The organism is Methylobacterium sp. J-070, assembly GCF_022829385.1.
Classification (GTDB): domain Bacteria; phylum Pseudomonadota; class Alphaproteobacteria; order Rhizobiales; family Beijerinckiaceae; genus Methylobacterium.
In genome coordinates this window covers 18,644-33,263 of the sequence record NZ_JAKSXX010000231.1, presented here as the reverse complement: position 1 = coordinate 33,263, position 14,620 = coordinate 18,644, and the positions used below count along the sequence as shown (strand labels likewise).

The following is a 14,620-nucleotide window of genomic DNA, read 5'->3' as shown; positions in this document are numbered from 1 at the left end:
CCTTCCGCGATCGACTACTCCGCATTGCCAGCGAGATCGATCGCCCGCTTGTCGTGGCTTCAACAGGTCCCGCGCTCGACATCCTCGGCCGCAAGTATGATCGGTTCAGGACCGGCGTACCGCTCAAGGGCCTTGAGGTGGGGCGGTACCGCTCCTGACCCCATCCTCCGCCTCGTGGAAGAGGCGCTTATCGCCCTACCTAGCGAGATCTCACCGATCGGATCTCGACCATGTGGTACCTCTACGGCGCCGTGCTGATCGCCGGGATCGCGAATGCCATCCAGCCCGGCCAGAACAGTACGCTGGCCAGAAGCTTTTCACAGCCTCTTGTCGCCGGTCTGGTCGTCGGGATCGGCACGGCGTTGACTGTCTTGGTCGCTGGCCTTGTGTCCCGTCGCTTGGCATGGCCAACGCCGCAGGAGCTGTCACAGGTACCGTGGTGGGCCTGGGGTGGCGGTATCTTGGGTGGCGGGATCGTGACCACCCAACTGCTGGTCGCCCGCCAAGTCGGAGCCGGGGTGTTCCTCGGCCTCTTGGTCACCGCAGGCGTCGTCACCTCGATCCTGCTAGACCATTTCGGCTGGGTGGGTTTTGAGGAGCACCCGGCCAGCCTCTGGCGTGTTCTGGGCGGCCTCTTGATGGTGGCCGGCGTTGCGCTCGTGGCGCTCTTCTAAGCCTTTCCGCCCTGGAAGCCGTCGGCGTCATCTTCATCCAGGAGAACAGCGAGTGGCCGGGGATGAGGCTGCGCAAGGAGACGAAGGCCTGACCGCGCGCCATGGCTGAGGATCCGACGCGTCCTGCAAGCCGGGACGAATTTTTTTTTCAGGAGAACGGCGGGGGCCGTTTCATCTTGGATCCCGCGGTAGAGGCACTGGCCTCGCGATACGCCCCTCTTCAGCCTTGTGGACATACTGCTCAGCCACCAGCCAGCCCTTGAAGAAGCGCAGCGGCAGGGTGCAAGCGATCAGCACAATCGGCAGAGTCGTAACGGCGTGTACCCAGAGCGGCGGCAAGTATGTCAGCTCGAGCCAGACACCGAACGCCGTCGCCGGTATCGCCGCAGTCATCATCACGAAGAAGGCCGGACCATCCGCTGGGTCGGCAAAGCTGTAATCCAGGCCGCACGCATCGCACTGAGGCGCGAGCGAGAGGAACCCTCGGAACAGGTGTCCACGCCCACACCGCGGGCAGCGGCTTCGAACTGCCACCCACAACGGAGACTGCGCGGCATAGGAGGACTCGGGCATCGGCGCTCTCCAGGACAGCAGCTATCATGGCACACTGGCCTATTGATCCAACTAGGCCGAGATCAGCTGCCGGCAGGCCGGATCGGTTTTTCGTTTCAGGGCGTCAGATCGTTAAGTGTTCGGCGCTAGCTGTCGCTCTCCAAGACTGGAGCACGAGCGATGGCGAGGATCAGCCACCTAATCGTCGACGGACTTGCGTTCGTCTTGATCGGAGTTGGGCTGACTGTGACGTACCTGGGCGTCGAACGAAAATTGCCTACTCCGGCCATGCAACAGGAAAAACAGGTGGCCGGCTGGTCCGAACCGGCGATGACTGGTGCGATTGCCAATAAGCGCCTCGACGCACCATCCAAGCCAATCGCTGCACAACCGAAGCCGACGGCCGAGGTAATGAGCCCGATCCCGTCGACTGTACGCGCTTGGTTCGATCCGCCGTGGCACTGAGGCGCCGCCGGCCGGTATTCGTGCGGCCGGCAAGTCGGACGGTTTTTTGCGTTCTGTGATACGCTTTCAAGATGCCGGTTGAGCTGCCACCGCCCAGGAAGCCGCCGATGCGCCGGAGCACGTTGATCCGCGTGCTTGTTCAGACGCGCTGGATCCGCTTCCGGCGTTGGCTCCGCACCATCCGGCGTCGATCCTGAGGGGCAAATGGTGGACTCGGACCCTGAACCTGCTCCGGCGATCAAGCGAATTGAGCTCAGCCGGTCGCCGGTCACCGCCTCCGATCACCTTGAGATCATCACACAGCTGGTCGAGTTCCGGCCGGGCGCGACGTCACCGCGTCACTTCCATCACGGCGAGGAGACGTTCTTCGTGCTGGAGGGCGGCACGGTGCAGGAGCCCGGCCGGCCGCCACGGGAGCGCGTCCCAGGCGAGAACGGCATTATCCCGCGCGGCGCCCATCACTCGGGCTACACCGTGATCGGCGACAGGACCATCACGGTCTTTTCGGTCTACGTCGTCGAGAAGGGGAAGCCACTGCAAGAGCTGGTCGCATAGGGAGGACATCCTGCAAAACCGGCCGGGTACAGATTGGGGCGGGTTTCTCGTTGTTGAGCGGCCTGTAGCTCAACGGTTGGAGCCGACCGCTCATAACGGTCCGTCCAAACCATCGATCCCCTGGGCGGGACTCGGCTTTTTTCTGGCAGGGCACTAGAAATGGCACGGGCAAAGCCCCGATTAGGTACCGTCTCGTACCGCTGGGCTCCTCACGTCACGAGTGCTGTTCAGACCACTTGGATCAGGTCGGAGCCTGCTCCACCCGGTACCGCAGCCACACCATCCCGCCTTCGAGCGTCTCCGTGGACATATGCCGGAGGGCCTGTCCGGCACCCGGCCGCTCGTCAGGCCCGCCCCGGTACTCGAAGATGCTCTGCACGCCTGCGAGGCCGTCGACGGCCGGCTGGATGAGCACGCTGATCTCGTCGATCAGCCCGGCCTTCAGGAAGGCGCCGTTGATGCCGGCGCCCCCTTCCAGCAGCAAGGTCTCCACGCCGAACGTCTCGCCAAGCGCGTCCATGGCCTTGGCGAGGTCCCGTCCGTCCGGGCCGGCGAAGACGTAGGACACGCCGTCCTCAAGCAACTCCGCCAGGTAGGTGTCCGACACCCCTTCCGAGAGGACGGCCACGGCGTGGTCGCCGTGCAGGTGATCCTGTCCGTAGTGGACCTTGCCGTTCGGGTCGATGGCGACCGCAAGGTCCCGGTCCCCACGGTCGCCGACGAACGCCTCGCGCGAGGTGATGCCGGGGCTGGTAACCGTCCGGCCCTTCCCCTTCGAGATCTCCTGCATGGTCACGCGACCGCACATCCAGCCCCGGGCACCGAGTCGGGGCGAGACCTCGTCGTAGTGCCGCCGCAGCCTGTCCTTGTCCACGCCGGCCACAGGGACGGTGAACCGGCTGGGATGGAGGCGTCCGTCGATGGACGTCACCATGTGGCAGATGATCCTCGGACGCATCGCTCTCAATTCCTTTTCCGACATGCCATTCTTCGACGCCCGAGTTCCATCGAGCGCCTCAGCGAGGCAGTGCGTAGGCCACGATCTTGGTGCCCTGCTTCGTCTTCAGCGTCGGCTTGCCGCCGGCCGCGATGACCACGAACTGCCGCCCGCTCTTAGGTGAGCGGTAGGTCATCGGCGTCGCCTGGCCACCCGCCGGGAGGCGCACCTTCCACACCTCCTCGCCGGTCGCGACGTCGTAGGCGCGGAACGCCTGCTCGACGGACGCCGCGATGAAGACCAAGCCCCCGCGGGTCGTGATCGCCCCGCCCGAGAAGGGGACGCCCATCGGAAGGGGCAGGTGCGAACGGATGCCGAGCGGGCCGGTGTCGTAGGCCGTGCCGAACGGCTTGCTCCAGATCACCCGACCGGTTCCGAGGTCGACCGCGGTCATCAACCCCCAGGGTGGCGCGCTGCACGGCGCTCCGAGCGGCGACAGGAACGGCCCGAGCACGGCACCATAGGGCGTGTCCTCCATCGGTGCGTCGGTCGGGACGGGTCCCATTCCGTCGGCGATCTTCAGGCCTTTCTCCTTGGCCTGGGCGCGGGTGATGAGTTGGGCCTGCGTCGGCAGGTTCATCCAGGCCGCGACCATGATCCCGTGGTCGAAGTCGACCGAGACGCTGCCCCAGTTCACGCCGCCGCCGTACCCGGGCTGAACGAGGGTCGGTCGGTCCATGCCGACGGGGGTCAGGGTGCGCTCGTAGCGCATCCGCCGGAACTTGATGCGGCAGATCATCTGGTCGACGGGGGTGACGGCACATGTCGGCCTCGCGCATGACCGCCCCCCGGAACGCCGGCATGGCGGGCGAGAACGGATGTGTGGGCGCGAGGCGCTCGCCGGGGACGGTGCCGCCCTGGGGAACCGGCCTCTCCTCCACCGGCTTGATTGCCTCGCATGTTGAACTCCGTGGCTTCCGGGCTGACGGGCGATGCCGCCGCCGGTTCGGGTTTCAGGTCGGCAGGCCGGCCTGCAGCGTGGCGAAGACGTTCAGGCCCGGCGGGACGGCGAAGTCCGGCGCGAGCCGGGAGGCCAGGCTGCGGACGCAGGTGACGACGCCTCCGGCACGTTCGACCTGCCTCAGGGCCGCCGCTTCCGTCCGCTCCGGCAAACCGCCGGTCGCATCGACGGGCAGATGCACGGCGTAGCCCGCCGCCATCGCGTCGAGGCATGCGTTCAGGGTCGCCACCTCCGTGGCGAAGGGCGACGACGAGGGTCCCGCGCCCGTTCGCGGCCAGAGTCTCCCGCGTCGCCGGGTCGAGGAACGGGCTCGCCGCATGGCGCGGGAACGTGGTGGCCTCGTTCGCATGCGCCGCCAGTCCCGGGACGAGGTCCCCCCGCTCCGGGACCACGGCGAAGGTCATCGGCAGCCCGAGCGCAGCACCGACCTCCGCGAGGGCGGTCGCCGCCCCGGCCAGGGCCTCGGGCGGGACCGTTCGGCTGCCGGCGACGAGCGAGGTCTGGAGGTGCGCGAACAGGATCTGGACGTCGTCGGGATTCATGCCCGCGCTACCCTTCATGAGGTCCAGGTTGGGGTGGCCGAGCGCCGCTCAGTGGGCGACGAAGCCGCCGTCGACAGGAAGCGCCACGCCGAGGACGAAGCTCGCCCCGGGGCTGCACAGCCACAGGACCGTGCTGGCGATCTCCTCGACGCGACCCATCCGGCCGATGGGTTGGTCCTTCAGGAACTCCTTCATCGCGGCCGGGTCGATGCCGTCGCCCATCGGCGTGTCGATGCAGCCGGGGCAGATCGCGTTCACGCGGATGCCACGCGTCGCGTTGTCGAGGGCGGCACCCTTGGTCAGGCCGATCACGCCGTGCTTCGAGGCGTGGTAGGCGGCCCGGCCCGGCAGTCCGACCAGGCCGCCGAGCGACGAACAGTTCACGATGGCTCCGCTCCCCTGCTTCCGCATCTGCAGGAGCTCGTGCTTCATGCAGGTCCAGACGCCGCGCAGGTTGACGGCGACGACCGCGTCGAAGCCCTCGCCCGTCTCCTCGGTCATGTCGCCCATCGGACCGAGGATGCCGGCGTTGTTGTAGGCCATGTCGAGGCGGCCGAACTCGGACACCGCCCGCGCGACAAGGGCGGCGGCCTGGCCCTCGTCGGTCACGTCGCACGTGACGGCGATGGCCGAGTGGCCCGCCGCGGTGATCTCCGCCGTAGCCCGGTGCAGGGCCTGTTCGTTGATGTCGCTGAGGACGACCGAGGCGCCCGAGGCGGCGAAGGCCTGCGCGGTCGCGAGCCCCATTCCGGAACTCGCACCGGTGACGAGGGCGACCTGTCCCTTGAAGTCGTACGTCGGGTTCATGCGGATCTCTCCGGTTCGTGCGGTCGATGCGGTTATTCGGAAGGACCGTGCCTGCCCTCGGGGCGCGGCTCGGGCGGTTCGATTACGGTGCGTGCGGCATGCCCGCGTATTGCTCGTCGGTGACCTTCTCCAGCCACTCGACGTTCCGGCCGTCGACCGCTTCCTGAATGGCGAGGTGGGTCACCCCGGTGGTCGCCGCGGCGCCGTGCCAGTGCTTGACCCCGGGCGGGATCCAGACGACGTCCCCCGGCCGCATCTCCAGGATCGGCCCGCCCCACCGCTGCACCCATCCAACGCCGGCGGTGACGATTAGCGTCTGGCCGGACGGGTGCGTATGCCAGGCCGAGCGCGCGCCCGGCTCGAAGGTCACGCTCCCGCCGGAGACGCGCGACGGCCGGTGGACGGCGAACAGTTCATCGACGCGCACAGCGCCCGTGAAGCGCTCGGCTGGTCCTTTCACGGTGGGCCGCGACCCCGCACGGATGACCGTCACCTCGCCGGGGGCGGCCTCGTCCGCGGCGCGGACGGGGACCGTGTGCAGGGCCAGCCCCACGAGGAGGGTGGCCAGGGACGGACGGACCGTCCGGATCGCGGCGGTCGATGCTGCGGTCATAGCGGGTCGTATCCCGGCTTCTTGTAGAGGGTGTCCGCCTTGGCCAGGATCTCGGGCCGGTAGACCGCCTCGACCCAGTCGACGCGGTCCACGTCCTCGATCCCGACCGATACGGCGTCCTCGCCGACACCGGCGACGGCGACGACAGCCCGCGTGATCGCGTCGGCGAGCTCGAACTTCTGCGCCTCGGTCCGTCCCGAGGCGATCCTGACGGTGACGTGCGGCATCGAAGGCCGCGGTGCATGACGGCAATCTAGGTCTCGCCCGGGCGGTCGATTAGCCGCTAGAAGCTGCATGAGGTTATAAGCGGAGCTACTGAATGGCGCGGGCAGACATCGGCGATCTCGTCGCCTTCCAGGCCGTCGCGCGCGAGCGCAACTTCACCCGGGCGGCCGCGCAGTTGGGGGTGTCGCAATCAGCTCTGAGCCAGACGGTGCGCGGGCTGGAGGAGCGCCTCGGCCTGCGGCTGTTGACGCGTACGACCCGCAGCGTCTCGCCGACGCAGGCGGGCGAACGGCTGCTGGAGACGGTCGGGCCGCACCTCGACGGGATCGAGGCCGGCCTGGCGGCGCTGACCGACCTGCGTGACCGGCCCTCCGGCAGCGTTCGCATCACCGCGGACGGCTATGCCGCCGGCGCTGTGGTCTGGCCGGCGCTGGCGCCGTTCCTGAGGGACTATCCCGACATCAAGGTCGAGCTGGTCACGGACTACGTCCTGACCGACATCGTCGCCGAGCGCTTCGACGCGGGCGTACGCCTGGGCGGCATCGTCGCCAAGGACATGGTGGCCGTCCCCATCGGACCGCCGATGCGGATGGCGGTGGTGGGCGCGCCCTCGTACTTCGCCACCTGGACGAAGCCGCGCGCCCCGCAGGACCTCGTGTCCCACACCTGCATCAACCACCGGCTGCCGACGCTGGGCGGCCTCTATGCCTGGGAGTTCGACGAGGGCGGTCGCGAGACGCGGGTCCGAGTGGAAGGGCAACTGACCTTCAACGACGCCGGCATGCTCCTGCGCGCCGCCCTGGACGGCTTCGGTCTCGCTTACCTGCCGGAGGGGATGGTGATGGGGCATGTCGACGAGGGAACGCTTGTGCAGGTGCTGGAGCGATGGTGCGACCCATTTCCGGGCTATCACCTCTATTACCCGAGCCGTCGACAGCATTCCCCGGCGTTCGCGCTCATTGTCGAGGCTTTGCGGTACCGAGGGTTACCCAACGGCCGGCAGACCAGCCCTGGTCCCGGTTCCGGCCGGGCATTTGGATAGTTGTCCCGCTGCCCCGGAATTCATGCCTCGTGATTCTTGGTTTCGTCGTCCAGAAGCCACCCTGGCACGTTCCATGGCCTGCACATGCCCACGAAGGATCTCGACCAAGCTTGGTCCTAAGACATATTCGCTAGGTGAAGCTGTATGTCGCCAAGCCCGAGAAAAGCGGAACGCGCGGATCGGCGGGGGGCCAACCCTCTTTGACGCACCGACCACGACGGCCTTCGCTTCGCTGGTCGATGCGATGCGCCACCGGGAATGAGCCTGGGCATTTTCCGCTTAATGCGGATGCCGGGGGCGGATCGCGTGACCGGGTTGGGTGGATAAGAGACTGTCTGGTTTCCGGCGTCGCATACGCTAACGCGGACATCACCGCCTGCTTGCGCTCGGGCGATCCCGATCCGCAGGCGAACCAGCATCAAACCTATTTTCTACCTTGTGTCGGCAACAGGCCGATGATCAAGCGCTCGGCCACGCGGGCCGCTAAGGGGTCGATCACTTGGGGGCGAACCTCGCGGTCCACCACACGGTCGATCGTCAGCAGCGTGAACCCGTGAACGAGCGACCATGCGGTGACGACCGCCACCGAGACCTCCTGCTCATCCTCCGGGTCGATCGCGAATGCGCCCGCGCGTGCACCGGCCAGGATCACGCCCCGCAGCACCGCACGCGCCTCGGTCAGGACAGCCAATACCGCTGGCGGAAGGCCCTCGATGCTGGGCAGGGCTTGACCGAACATCAGCCGGTAGAGGGCGGGGTTCGCCACGCCAAACCCGATGTAGGCTTGCCCGATGGCCCGCAGGGTCCCGACCGCACCCGTGGCCTCATCAATCGCAGTGGTCATGCGGGTATTCAGCGTCTCGTAACCCGTGAGTGCCACCGCGGCGATCAGCGCCTCCTTATCCGTGAAATGCCGGTAGGACGCTGCATGGCTCACCCCGGCGCGGCGGGCGACTTCGCGCAGCGAGAAGTCCCACCGCCCCGTCTCCGTCAGGATCGCCGTGGCGCTGTCGAGAAGGGCACGGCGCAGATCGCCGTGGTGGTACGGGGCTGCTGACGCGACTGTGTTCACGAGAACCTCGTGCGGTGTGTTGACGGTGGTAACATTGAGCGTATGTTGCCAATGGTAACACGGTCCTGGCGAGAGTGCATCTCAGCCAGGGCGAAGACGCAGAGGCCATGATCATGCAGCAGATCGTCGAGGATGCTTGGCTGTTGGCGCTGGGCAACGGCAACGCCATCCTGCTGCGTCAGGGTGAGGAACTGGCCCTGATCGACGCGGGCTTCTCCGGCAAGGAGCAGATCGTCTTCGACGCGATCAGCAAACTCGGTCGGCGTCCCTCAGACCTGAAGCACCTCGTCTTCACGCACGTGCATCCCGATCACATCGGGAGCGCGGCCGCCATCATCCGCGCGACGGGTGCACGGACCTACATGCATGCCGCCGACGCTCCCCTGGCAGAAAGCGGCGGCCCGTTCCGGCCGATGGCCCCTGCGCCCGGCCTCGTGCACGCACTGATGTACAAGCTTGTTTGGGATCAGAACGAGCGCATGCAGCCATTCCCGATCGACCAGCACATCGCTGACGGTGAGACGCTGCCGATCTTGGGTGGCTTGCACGCGATACACGTACCCGGTCATTGCGCCGGACAGGTCGCTCTGATGTGGCGAGGCGGACGGCTCCTGCTCGGCGGCGATACGTTCATCAACATCCTGGGTGTGAGCGACCCGATCGCGTTCGAGAACGAAGCAGAAGGGCGGGCCAGCCAACGCAAGCTCGCGGCGCTCGACTTCCAGGCCGTCGCGTTTGGGCACGGCAAGGCCATCACGAAGGATGGCCCCGGCAAGCTTCGTCGCTTCGTCGCGCGCCGCTGACAGGCGTGCACAGATCACCGTAGGCCATAGGGATTGGGAGCGGGCCTATGATCGCTTTCCGGCCGCTCCGAAGATCAACGGGACGACCTATTTAGGTCGAAAGCAGCCCCGGCAGCAGTGAGCCAGGCGTCAGATTCACTCTACCGGATGGAAATCTCGGTGATCCGCGACGGTCATCCGTAGGTGGAGAAGTTTCGCCCCCATCCGGATCAGGCGCGCGCGTCGGACATTACCTCCCTGGTGGTAGCGGTGGGGGTCATCCTGTCGGCACACCCCGCACAGGAGCGTCGCCGGATGAAACCACTCACGTGGCAGAGCCGAGGCAAGATCTCGTGCGAGACCGTGCCTGATCCCAAGATCGAGCACGGGCGCGACGTCATCATCAAGGTCACCGCCTGCGCGATCTGCGGCTCCGACCTGCACCTCATGGGCGGCTTCATGCCAACGATGGAGTGCGGCGACGTCCTCGGCCACGAGACCATGGGCGAGGTCATCGAGGTCGGCAAGGACAACCAAAAGCTCAAGGTCGGTGACCGCATCGTGGTGCCCTTCACCATCTGCTGCGGCGAGTGCCGGCAGTGCAAGTGGGGCAACTGGAGCTGCTGCGAGCGCACCAACCCGAACGGCAAGATGCAGGCGGAGACCTACGGCTATCCGCTCGCCGGCCTGTTCGGCTTCTCGCACATCACCGGAGGGTTCGCCGGCGGCCAGGCCGAGTACCTGCGGGTGCCCTACGCCGACGTCGGACCCATCGTCGTGCCCGAGGGGCTCAGCGACGAGCAGGTCCTGTTCCTGAGCGATATCTTCCCGACCGCCTATCAGGCGGCGGAGCACTGCGACATCGGCCCGGAGGATACCGTGGCGATCTGGGGCTGCGGCCCGGTCGGCGTGCTCGCGGTGAAGTGCTGCCTGATGCTGGGCGCCAAGCGCGTCATCTCCATCGACAGCGTCCCCGAGCGCCTCGCACTGGCGCGCGAAGCCGGCGCCGAGTCCATCGACCTGTCGAAGGAGAACGTGCAGGACACGCTGATGGAGATGACCCACGGCCTCGGCCCTGATTCGGTCATCGAGGCGGTCGGCATGGAGTCCCACGGGGCCGACACCACGCTCCAGAAGGTCTCCTCCGCCATCATGGAGCACACCGTCAGCCTGGAGCGTCCCTTCGCCCTGAACCAAGCGATCCTGGCCTGCCGTCCGGGCGGAAACGTCTCGATGCCCGGCGTCTTCGCCGGTCCGGTCGGTCCCGTCGCGCTCGGCGTCCTAATGAACAAGGGCCTGACCCTGAAGACCGGCCAGACCCACATGGTCCGCTACATGAAGCCCTTGATGGAGCGCATCCAGAACGGCGACATCGACCCGTCCTTCATCATCAGCCACCGCTCCACCAAGCTGGAGGACGGCCCAGCGCTGTACGAGAAGTTCCGGGACAAGAAGGACAACTGCACCAAGGTCGTGTTCGAGCCGCACGGCTGACCACCCCCGACGGGGCCGGAGCACGTGCGCAAAGCACGACCGGCCCCAAACAACAATAATAAATGGAGGACAACCGATGCAGAACTATGCTTTCGACGAGGACAACATCACCTGGCGGACGCTGGACTGGCTCCCGCACATTGCGTTCTTCGTCTACAAGGTCGACGAGGAGAACCGCATCGTCGACGTCGTCTTCAAGTTCGCGGCGAACCGGAAGGTGATGCTCCATCGGCACAAGTGCCCCTACGTCACCCTGGTGATGCAGGGCGAGCTTCGGTTCTACCGCGAGAACGGGGAGATGAAGGAGGTCCGTCCGACCGGAAGCTACGTCTCCGGTGCCGCCAACGGCGAGCCTCACATGGAGGGCGGCGGCGACGAGGACGCCATCGTGTTCTTCAGCAACCGCAACATCGAGGACGCGCTCTACGAGTTCCTCGACGACAGCGGAAACCCGGTGCAGGTCCTTGGCATCGGGGACTTCAAGGCACAGCTCGCCGATCAGGTCTCCTCCGGGACCTATGCCAAGGTCGAGGGAAGACCTGCCTGAGCGATTAAAACCGCTCTCCGGGCGCTGGATCGCACGTGCGATACTCATATCGCGCGGAGCTTATAGGAAGGCCAACCGCAGGCGAGGCCCGACGCCTGCCTGCGTTGGTCGTTGAACGGCGGCTGCACGTACTGCGTGGACGGGGTCTGCATCCTGAGACGCGGGTTGGAGGCTTCGGTCTTAGGGCTGCCCTGTCGCACCGACTTCCAACGCAAAAGCGTGTTCAACGCGCTCGTCGCGCGATGGTGTCCGAGAGCGCCGGAGTTCAGCCTCGGATCTTCCGGTGCCTGCGGCCATACGGATGCCCCCGAGGTTTCCTGCCGACCCCCGGCGGCCTTTACGCCTGGAGGCCCTCAGGTCGTAGGGCCCCCGTCGCCGAGATTCCGATGTCGGACCCGGCTGGATCTGCCCCTCCGCTTAAGAGTGCACGGCGCCAACTTGACGGCGGTGCATCAGGATCGAGACCGCCACGGAAGCATGGCGGATCACCTGTGGGCTTCAAGCGAGGCCACCGCATCGCCGTTCCAGACGATGCCGAACCCGGCATCCGCGACGGCCTCGGTGGCGACCGCCTTCCAGTCCGAGAGCGGGCGGTCTTCCGCCCGGGCGAAGACGCGCTCGCAGATCTGGCTGACGCTGCCGACCGAGGCGGCGCCGCGCTCGGCCCAGTGCCGGTTCAGGGGGATCAGGGCGGCATCGTAAAGCCGTGCCCGCTCGTTCATGGAAAAGATCCAGCCGCATCTCATCGATCTCGGCAGGTCCAATCATGTCCGGGCGTCCCTATGCTGGTGTCGGCAGGTCCACGCGTCTGAACGCTTGCCTATGGAAGGGCGCCGATCATGCCCTTGGCCTCGGTCATCGTGTTCTCGCAGGCGCGCTGGTCTCCACGCCGGTCCTCCTCGCCCGCCCGCAGGATCAGGGTCCGCGCGCCGACGACATGGTCGGCCGTCGAGACCGTAGCGGGGTCGCTGGGCGTGTCTTTGCGGGCGGCGGTCACCGCGCGCGGCGAGCCCGTCTGCAACGAGTGCCCGGCCTGCAGGCCAGCGACCTGCACCGCACCTGCACTGTCGAGGCGGCGCTCGATGGTGCCGATCTGCTCGGTGCAGGAGGACGCCAGCGCCGGAAGCGGCGAGATTGTGAGGCCGAGGGTTGCCAGGAGGGGTGCGAGGCGCATCGGGGTGCTTTCGGAGGGTGGCAGCATCGCAGTTGCGCTCGACGAGCGATTAACTCGATGCCGACCCTCACGCGGCACTGCGAGGGTAGCGTCGGTACGACGGCGGAGAAGGCGTGTTGTTGCACTGCAATATCAGGCGCGGGACTAGATTGCGTTTCAGCATGCGCCGAGCCGGACGACCCGTCGGCGAGCTCGGTTCGCTGTCGACTTGTTCACCTGGTCCATCGGCATCCGGCAGTATGCCGTTGATCGACCATTAATGAGGGGGGCACGAGGAAATGGCCTTTTGCCACGCGCGGTCAGGCCGTGGGACGGGGAAGGGTCAGGTCCAGCTGGGCGCTTTCCGTGTCCCGTCCCATCCTGCGGTCGAGGGCGCACAGCACCGGCGTGACCGTGACGCCGTGTAGGAGGAAGGAGATCAGGACGGCGAGGCCGGCCGTCGACCACAGGAGGTCCGTTCCTTCGAAGGACGCGTGACCCGTCGCGAACGCCAGGTAGTAGACCGTCCCCAGCCCGCGGATGCCGAAGAAGCTGACGACGGCACGGTCCTCCACGGACCGACCGCTACCGATCAGGCCGATCCAGCAGCCAAGGGGCCGGACGATCAGGAGGGCGACCAGCGCGAAGGCGACGGCGGGCCAAGTCAGGTCATGGAGCAGTCCCCCGCCGACAAGCACCGCCCCGAACCCGACGAGCAGAACCATCATCAGGAGACGTTCGAGCTCCTCGGCGTAGTCGTGCATCTTGCGATGGTAGTTATGCCCGCGGCTGGAAGAGCGCAGCGAGACGGCCGACGCGAACACGCCAACGAAGCCGTAGCCGTCGACGACCTGGACGCATCCGTAGGCGACGCAGGTCACGCCGAGCGCCACGAAGCCGTCGCCGGTGCGGGAGAGCTTCGACAGGTTGGGCAGGTGGAACATCAGCCATCCCAGCGCCCGCCCTATCGCCGCCCCGAGGACGGCGCCGACGGCGATCTTCCAGACGACGTCGACGGCAAGCCAGTGAGACCACGAAAGACCGGCCAGGCCGCCGGTACCAGCCAGAGCGGTGGCGAGGTTCACGAACGGGAAGGCGAGGCCGTCATTGAGACCCGCCTCGGAGGTCAGGGCGAACCGCGGCTCGTCCTCGTGGTCCTCGTCGGGGTGGCCGACCTGGACGTCGGATGCCAGAACCGGGTCCGTCGTGGCCAGGGACGACCCTAGGAGAAGGGCCGAGGCAAGACCGAGCCCGAGAAGGGCCGACCCCAGCGCGGTCAGCGCGAGAATGGTCAGGGGCATGCCGATGCCGAGGAGGCGCCACGTCACCAACCAGCTCCGCCAACCGAAGAGGCGGTCGATCTTGAGGCCGGCCTCCATCAGCGAGATCACGACCACGGCCTCGGTGGCATGCTCGATGAGTTTGGCATGGGGGCCGGGATGGGGCGTGAGCTCACCGATGGCGGGGATGACCGACAGGGCCGCGCCGATCCCGACGCAACAGATGGGAAGCGACAGGGGCAGAGCCCGAAGCACCATCGGCAACCAAGCCGTCAGAAGCACCAGGACACCGAACCCGGCGACGACGACGACATAGGTTTCCATGTGGACTCAAGCGATTTCGGAAACCTCGGTTCAATGAATCGAACCATCCGCGACGATGGCGACGGGTCCGTGCCGACCGGGCCTGTCGGACAAGTCCGATGGAATGCCCACGGACCGCGGATGTCGCTATGTCCAGTTCCGCCGGTCCCCCTCCTACTTTCGCGGTTTTCCATCGTCGTCCAGGGCGACGTAGGTGAAGACCCCTTCGGTGACCTTCTCAGGATCGCCGCCTGTCCTATCCCGGACCCAGACCTCGACCTTCACGCCCAACGACGTCTCGCCGACCTGCTGCAGGGCGCAGTAGCAACTCACCTCGTCGCCGACCGCAATAGGCCGTAGGAAGCGCATCGCGTCGATGCTGACGGTCGCGACGCGTCCCCTGGTGCGCTGGGCGGCGAAGGTTCCGCCCGCCAGGTCCATCTGGGACACCGTCCAGCCGCCGAAGATGGCGCCGGCCGCGTTGGTGTCGCGTGGCATGGCGATGGTGCGCAGGTGTGGGCCATCGGAGACGTTCGGGACCGTGTCGCTCATATCG

Annotated in this window: 19 protein-coding genes; 7 read left to right on the top strand and 12 right to left on the bottom strand. The window is 66.8% G+C overall.

Going from position 1 to position 14,620, the window contains the following annotated elements; genetic code table 11:
* The first annotated feature begins 230 nt into the window (after positions 1 to 230).
* Entirely contained in the window at positions 231 to 674 is a 444-nt protein-coding gene (locus MKL01_RS24770) for a DMT family transporter (protein ID WP_243907823.1), read from the top strand.
* A 171-nt stretch (positions 675 to 845) separates the two neighbouring features.
* Here the strand turns inward: MKL01_RS24770 and MKL01_RS24765 are convergent, their stop codons facing one another.
* Positions 846 to 1,247: a DUF983 domain-containing protein gene (locus tag MKL01_RS24765; RefSeq protein ID WP_243907822.1), complete on the bottom strand. Its 402-nt coding sequence runs from the start codon at positions 1,245 to 1,247 to the stop codon at positions 846 to 848.
* 159 nt (positions 1,248 to 1,406) lie between these two features.
* Here MKL01_RS24765 and MKL01_RS24760 point away from each other — a divergent pair, with 159 nt between their 5' ends.
* Positions 1,407 to 1,691, top strand: coding sequence for a hypothetical protein (locus tag MKL01_RS24760; RefSeq protein WP_243907821.1), 285 nt, complete (start codon positions 1,407 to 1,409; stop codon positions 1,689 to 1,691).
* Between the two features lie 204 nt (positions 1,692 to 1,895).
* Positions 1,896 to 2,246: a cupin domain-containing protein gene (locus MKL01_RS24755; protein WP_243907820.1), complete on the top strand. Its 351-nt coding sequence runs from the start codon at positions 1,896 to 1,898 to the stop codon at positions 2,244 to 2,246.
* A gap of 241 nt (positions 2,247 to 2,487) precedes the next feature.
* Here the strand turns inward: MKL01_RS24755 and MKL01_RS24750 are convergent, their stop codons facing one another.
* From MKL01_RS24750 to MKL01_RS24725, 6 genes are all read right to left on the bottom strand, one after another.
* A complete protein-coding gene (locus tag MKL01_RS24750) occupies positions 2,488 to 3,180 on the bottom strand; it encodes a dihydrofolate reductase family protein (RefSeq protein ID WP_313901487.1) in 693 nt (230 codons plus the stop codon).
* 82 nt (positions 3,181 to 3,262) lie between these two features.
* Complete coding sequence (locus tag MKL01_RS24745; RefSeq protein ID WP_243907818.1) at positions 3,263 to 3,982, bottom strand: PQQ-binding-like beta-propeller repeat protein; 720 nt, start codon at positions 3,980 to 3,982, stop codon at positions 3,263 to 3,265.
* A gap of 214 nt (positions 3,983 to 4,196) precedes the next feature.
* Entirely contained in the window at positions 4,197 to 4,433 is a 237-nt protein-coding gene (locus MKL01_RS24740; protein WP_243907817.1) for an isochorismatase family protein, read from the bottom strand.
* Between the two features lie 361 nt (positions 4,434 to 4,794).
* Entirely contained in the window at positions 4,795 to 5,553 is a 759-nt protein-coding gene (locus MKL01_RS24735; RefSeq protein WP_243907816.1) for an SDR family NAD(P)-dependent oxidoreductase, read from the bottom strand.
* Between the two features lie 82 nt (positions 5,554 to 5,635).
* Positions 5,636 to 6,166: a cupin domain-containing protein gene (locus MKL01_RS24730; RefSeq protein WP_313901486.1), complete on the bottom strand. Its 531-nt coding sequence runs from the start codon at positions 6,164 to 6,166 to the stop codon at positions 5,636 to 5,638.
* Complete coding sequence (locus MKL01_RS24725; RefSeq protein WP_243907815.1) at positions 6,163 to 6,393, bottom strand: tautomerase family protein; 231 nt, start codon at positions 6,391 to 6,393, stop codon at positions 6,163 to 6,165. Before MKL01_RS24725 ends, MKL01_RS24730 begins: the two co-directional genes overlap by 4 nt.
* Positions 6,394 to 6,485: 92 nt before the next feature.
* Between MKL01_RS24725 and MKL01_RS24720 the strand changes: the two genes are divergently transcribed.
* The gene (locus MKL01_RS24720; protein ID WP_243907814.1) at positions 6,486 to 7,433 is read left to right on the top strand and encodes a LysR family transcriptional regulator; all 948 of its coding nucleotides are present in this window, start codon (positions 6,486 to 6,488) and stop codon (positions 7,431 to 7,433) included.
* Positions 7,434 to 7,857: 424 nt separating this feature from the next.
* Here the strand turns inward: MKL01_RS24720 and MKL01_RS24715 are convergent, their stop codons facing one another.
* Positions 7,858 to 8,505, bottom strand: a complete 648-nt coding sequence (locus MKL01_RS24715) for a TetR/AcrR family transcriptional regulator (RefSeq protein WP_243907813.1) — start codon at positions 8,503 to 8,505, stop codon at positions 7,858 to 7,860.
* Between the two features lie 113 nt (positions 8,506 to 8,618).
* Here MKL01_RS24715 and MKL01_RS24710 point away from each other — a divergent pair, with 113 nt between their 5' ends.
* From MKL01_RS24710 to MKL01_RS24700, 3 genes are all read left to right on the top strand, one after another.
* On the top strand, positions 8,619 to 9,308 hold the full coding sequence (locus tag MKL01_RS24710; protein ID WP_243907812.1) for an MBL fold metallo-hydrolase: 690 nt from the start codon (positions 8,619 to 8,621) through the stop codon (positions 9,306 to 9,308).
* Positions 9,309 to 9,602: 294 nt separating this feature from the next.
* On the top strand, positions 9,603 to 10,781 hold the full coding sequence (locus MKL01_RS24705) for a zinc-dependent alcohol dehydrogenase (RefSeq protein WP_243907811.1): 1,179 nt from the start codon (positions 9,603 to 9,605) through the stop codon (positions 10,779 to 10,781).
* A gap of 76 nt (positions 10,782 to 10,857) precedes the next feature.
* A complete protein-coding gene (locus MKL01_RS24700) occupies positions 10,858 to 11,328 on the top strand; it encodes a regulator (protein WP_243907810.1) in 471 nt (156 codons plus the stop codon).
* Between the two features lie 485 nt (positions 11,329 to 11,813).
* On the opposite strand, the gene MKL01_RS24695 is transcribed toward MKL01_RS24700, so the two are convergent.
* From MKL01_RS24695 to MKL01_RS24680, 4 genes are all read right to left on the bottom strand, one after another.
* The gene (locus MKL01_RS24695) at positions 11,814 to 12,050 is read right to left on the bottom strand and encodes a hypothetical protein (protein ID WP_243907809.1); all 237 of its coding nucleotides are present in this window, start codon (positions 12,048 to 12,050) and stop codon (positions 11,814 to 11,816) included.
* Between the two features lie 98 nt (positions 12,051 to 12,148).
* Positions 12,149 to 12,502 (bottom strand): hypothetical protein, encoded by a 354-nt coding sequence (locus MKL01_RS24690; protein WP_243907808.1) that lies wholly within the window; start codon positions 12,500 to 12,502, stop codon positions 12,149 to 12,151.
* Positions 12,503 to 12,801: 299 nt separating this feature from the next.
* Positions 12,802 to 14,085: a cation:proton antiporter gene (locus tag MKL01_RS24685; protein ID WP_243907807.1), complete on the bottom strand. Its 1,284-nt coding sequence runs from the start codon at positions 14,083 to 14,085 to the stop codon at positions 12,802 to 12,804.
* 153 nt (positions 14,086 to 14,238) lie between these two features.
* On the bottom strand, positions 14,239 to 14,616 hold the full coding sequence (locus tag MKL01_RS24680; RefSeq protein ID WP_243907806.1) for an acyl-CoA thioesterase: 378 nt from the start codon (positions 14,614 to 14,616) through the stop codon (positions 14,239 to 14,241).
* Between the last annotated feature and the right edge of the window lie 4 nt (positions 14,617 to 14,620).

What these genes read in the sequence shown, in the direction of transcription:
- MKL01_RS24750 (WP_313901487.1), bottom strand. Translation starts at nt 3,180, where the DNA reads ATGGTGACGTCCATCGACGGACGCCTCCATCCCAGCCGGTTCACCGTC.
- MKL01_RS24730 (WP_313901486.1), bottom strand. Translation starts at nt 6,166, where the DNA reads ATGACCGCAGCATCGACCGCCGCGATCCGGACGGTCCGTCCGTCCCTG.
- MKL01_RS24765 (WP_243907822.1), bottom strand. Translation starts at nt 1,247, where the DNA reads ATGCCCGAGTCCTCCTATGCCGCGCAGTCTCCGTTGTGGGTGGCAGTT.
- MKL01_RS24745 (WP_243907818.1), bottom strand. Translation starts at nt 3,982, where the DNA reads ATGATCTGCCGCATCAAGTTCCGGCGGATGCGCTACGAGCGCACCCTG.
- MKL01_RS24760 (WP_243907821.1), top strand. Translation starts at nt 1,407, where the DNA reads ATGGCGAGGATCAGCCACCTAATCGTCGACGGACTTGCGTTCGTCTTG.
- MKL01_RS24705 (WP_243907811.1), top strand. Translation starts at nt 9,603, where the DNA reads ATGAAACCACTCACGTGGCAGAGCCGAGGCAAGATCTCGTGCGAGACC.
- MKL01_RS24735 (WP_243907816.1), bottom strand. Translation starts at nt 5,553, where the DNA reads ATGAACCCGACGTACGACTTCAAGGGACAGGTCGCCCTCGTCACCGGT.
- MKL01_RS24720 (WP_243907814.1), top strand. Translation starts at nt 6,486, where the DNA reads ATGGCGCGGGCAGACATCGGCGATCTCGTCGCCTTCCAGGCCGTCGCG.
- MKL01_RS24770 (WP_243907823.1), top strand. Translation starts at nt 231, where the DNA reads ATGTGGTACCTCTACGGCGCCGTGCTGATCGCCGGGATCGCGAATGCC.
- MKL01_RS24695 (WP_243907809.1), bottom strand. Translation starts at nt 12,050, where the DNA reads ATGAACGAGCGGGCACGGCTTTACGATGCCGCCCTGATCCCCCTGAAC.
- MKL01_RS24700 (WP_243907810.1), top strand. Translation starts at nt 10,858, where the DNA reads ATGCAGAACTATGCTTTCGACGAGGACAACATCACCTGGCGGACGCTG.
- MKL01_RS24690 (WP_243907808.1), bottom strand. Translation starts at nt 12,502, where the DNA reads ATGCGCCTCGCACCCCTCCTGGCAACCCTCGGCCTCACAATCTCGCCG.
- MKL01_RS24710 (WP_243907812.1), top strand. Translation starts at nt 8,619, where the DNA reads ATGCAGCAGATCGTCGAGGATGCTTGGCTGTTGGCGCTGGGCAACGGC.
- MKL01_RS24680 (WP_243907806.1), bottom strand. Translation starts at nt 14,616, where the DNA reads ATGAGCGACACGGTCCCGAACGTCTCCGATGGCCCACACCTGCGCACC.
- MKL01_RS24755 (WP_243907820.1), top strand. Translation starts at nt 1,896, where the DNA reads ATGGTGGACTCGGACCCTGAACCTGCTCCGGCGATCAAGCGAATTGAG.
- MKL01_RS24685 (WP_243907807.1), bottom strand. Translation starts at nt 14,085, where the DNA reads ATGGAAACCTATGTCGTCGTCGTCGCCGGGTTCGGTGTCCTGGTGCTT.
- MKL01_RS24725 (WP_243907815.1), bottom strand. Translation starts at nt 6,393, where the DNA reads ATGCCGCACGTCACCGTCAGGATCGCCTCGGGACGGACCGAGGCGCAG.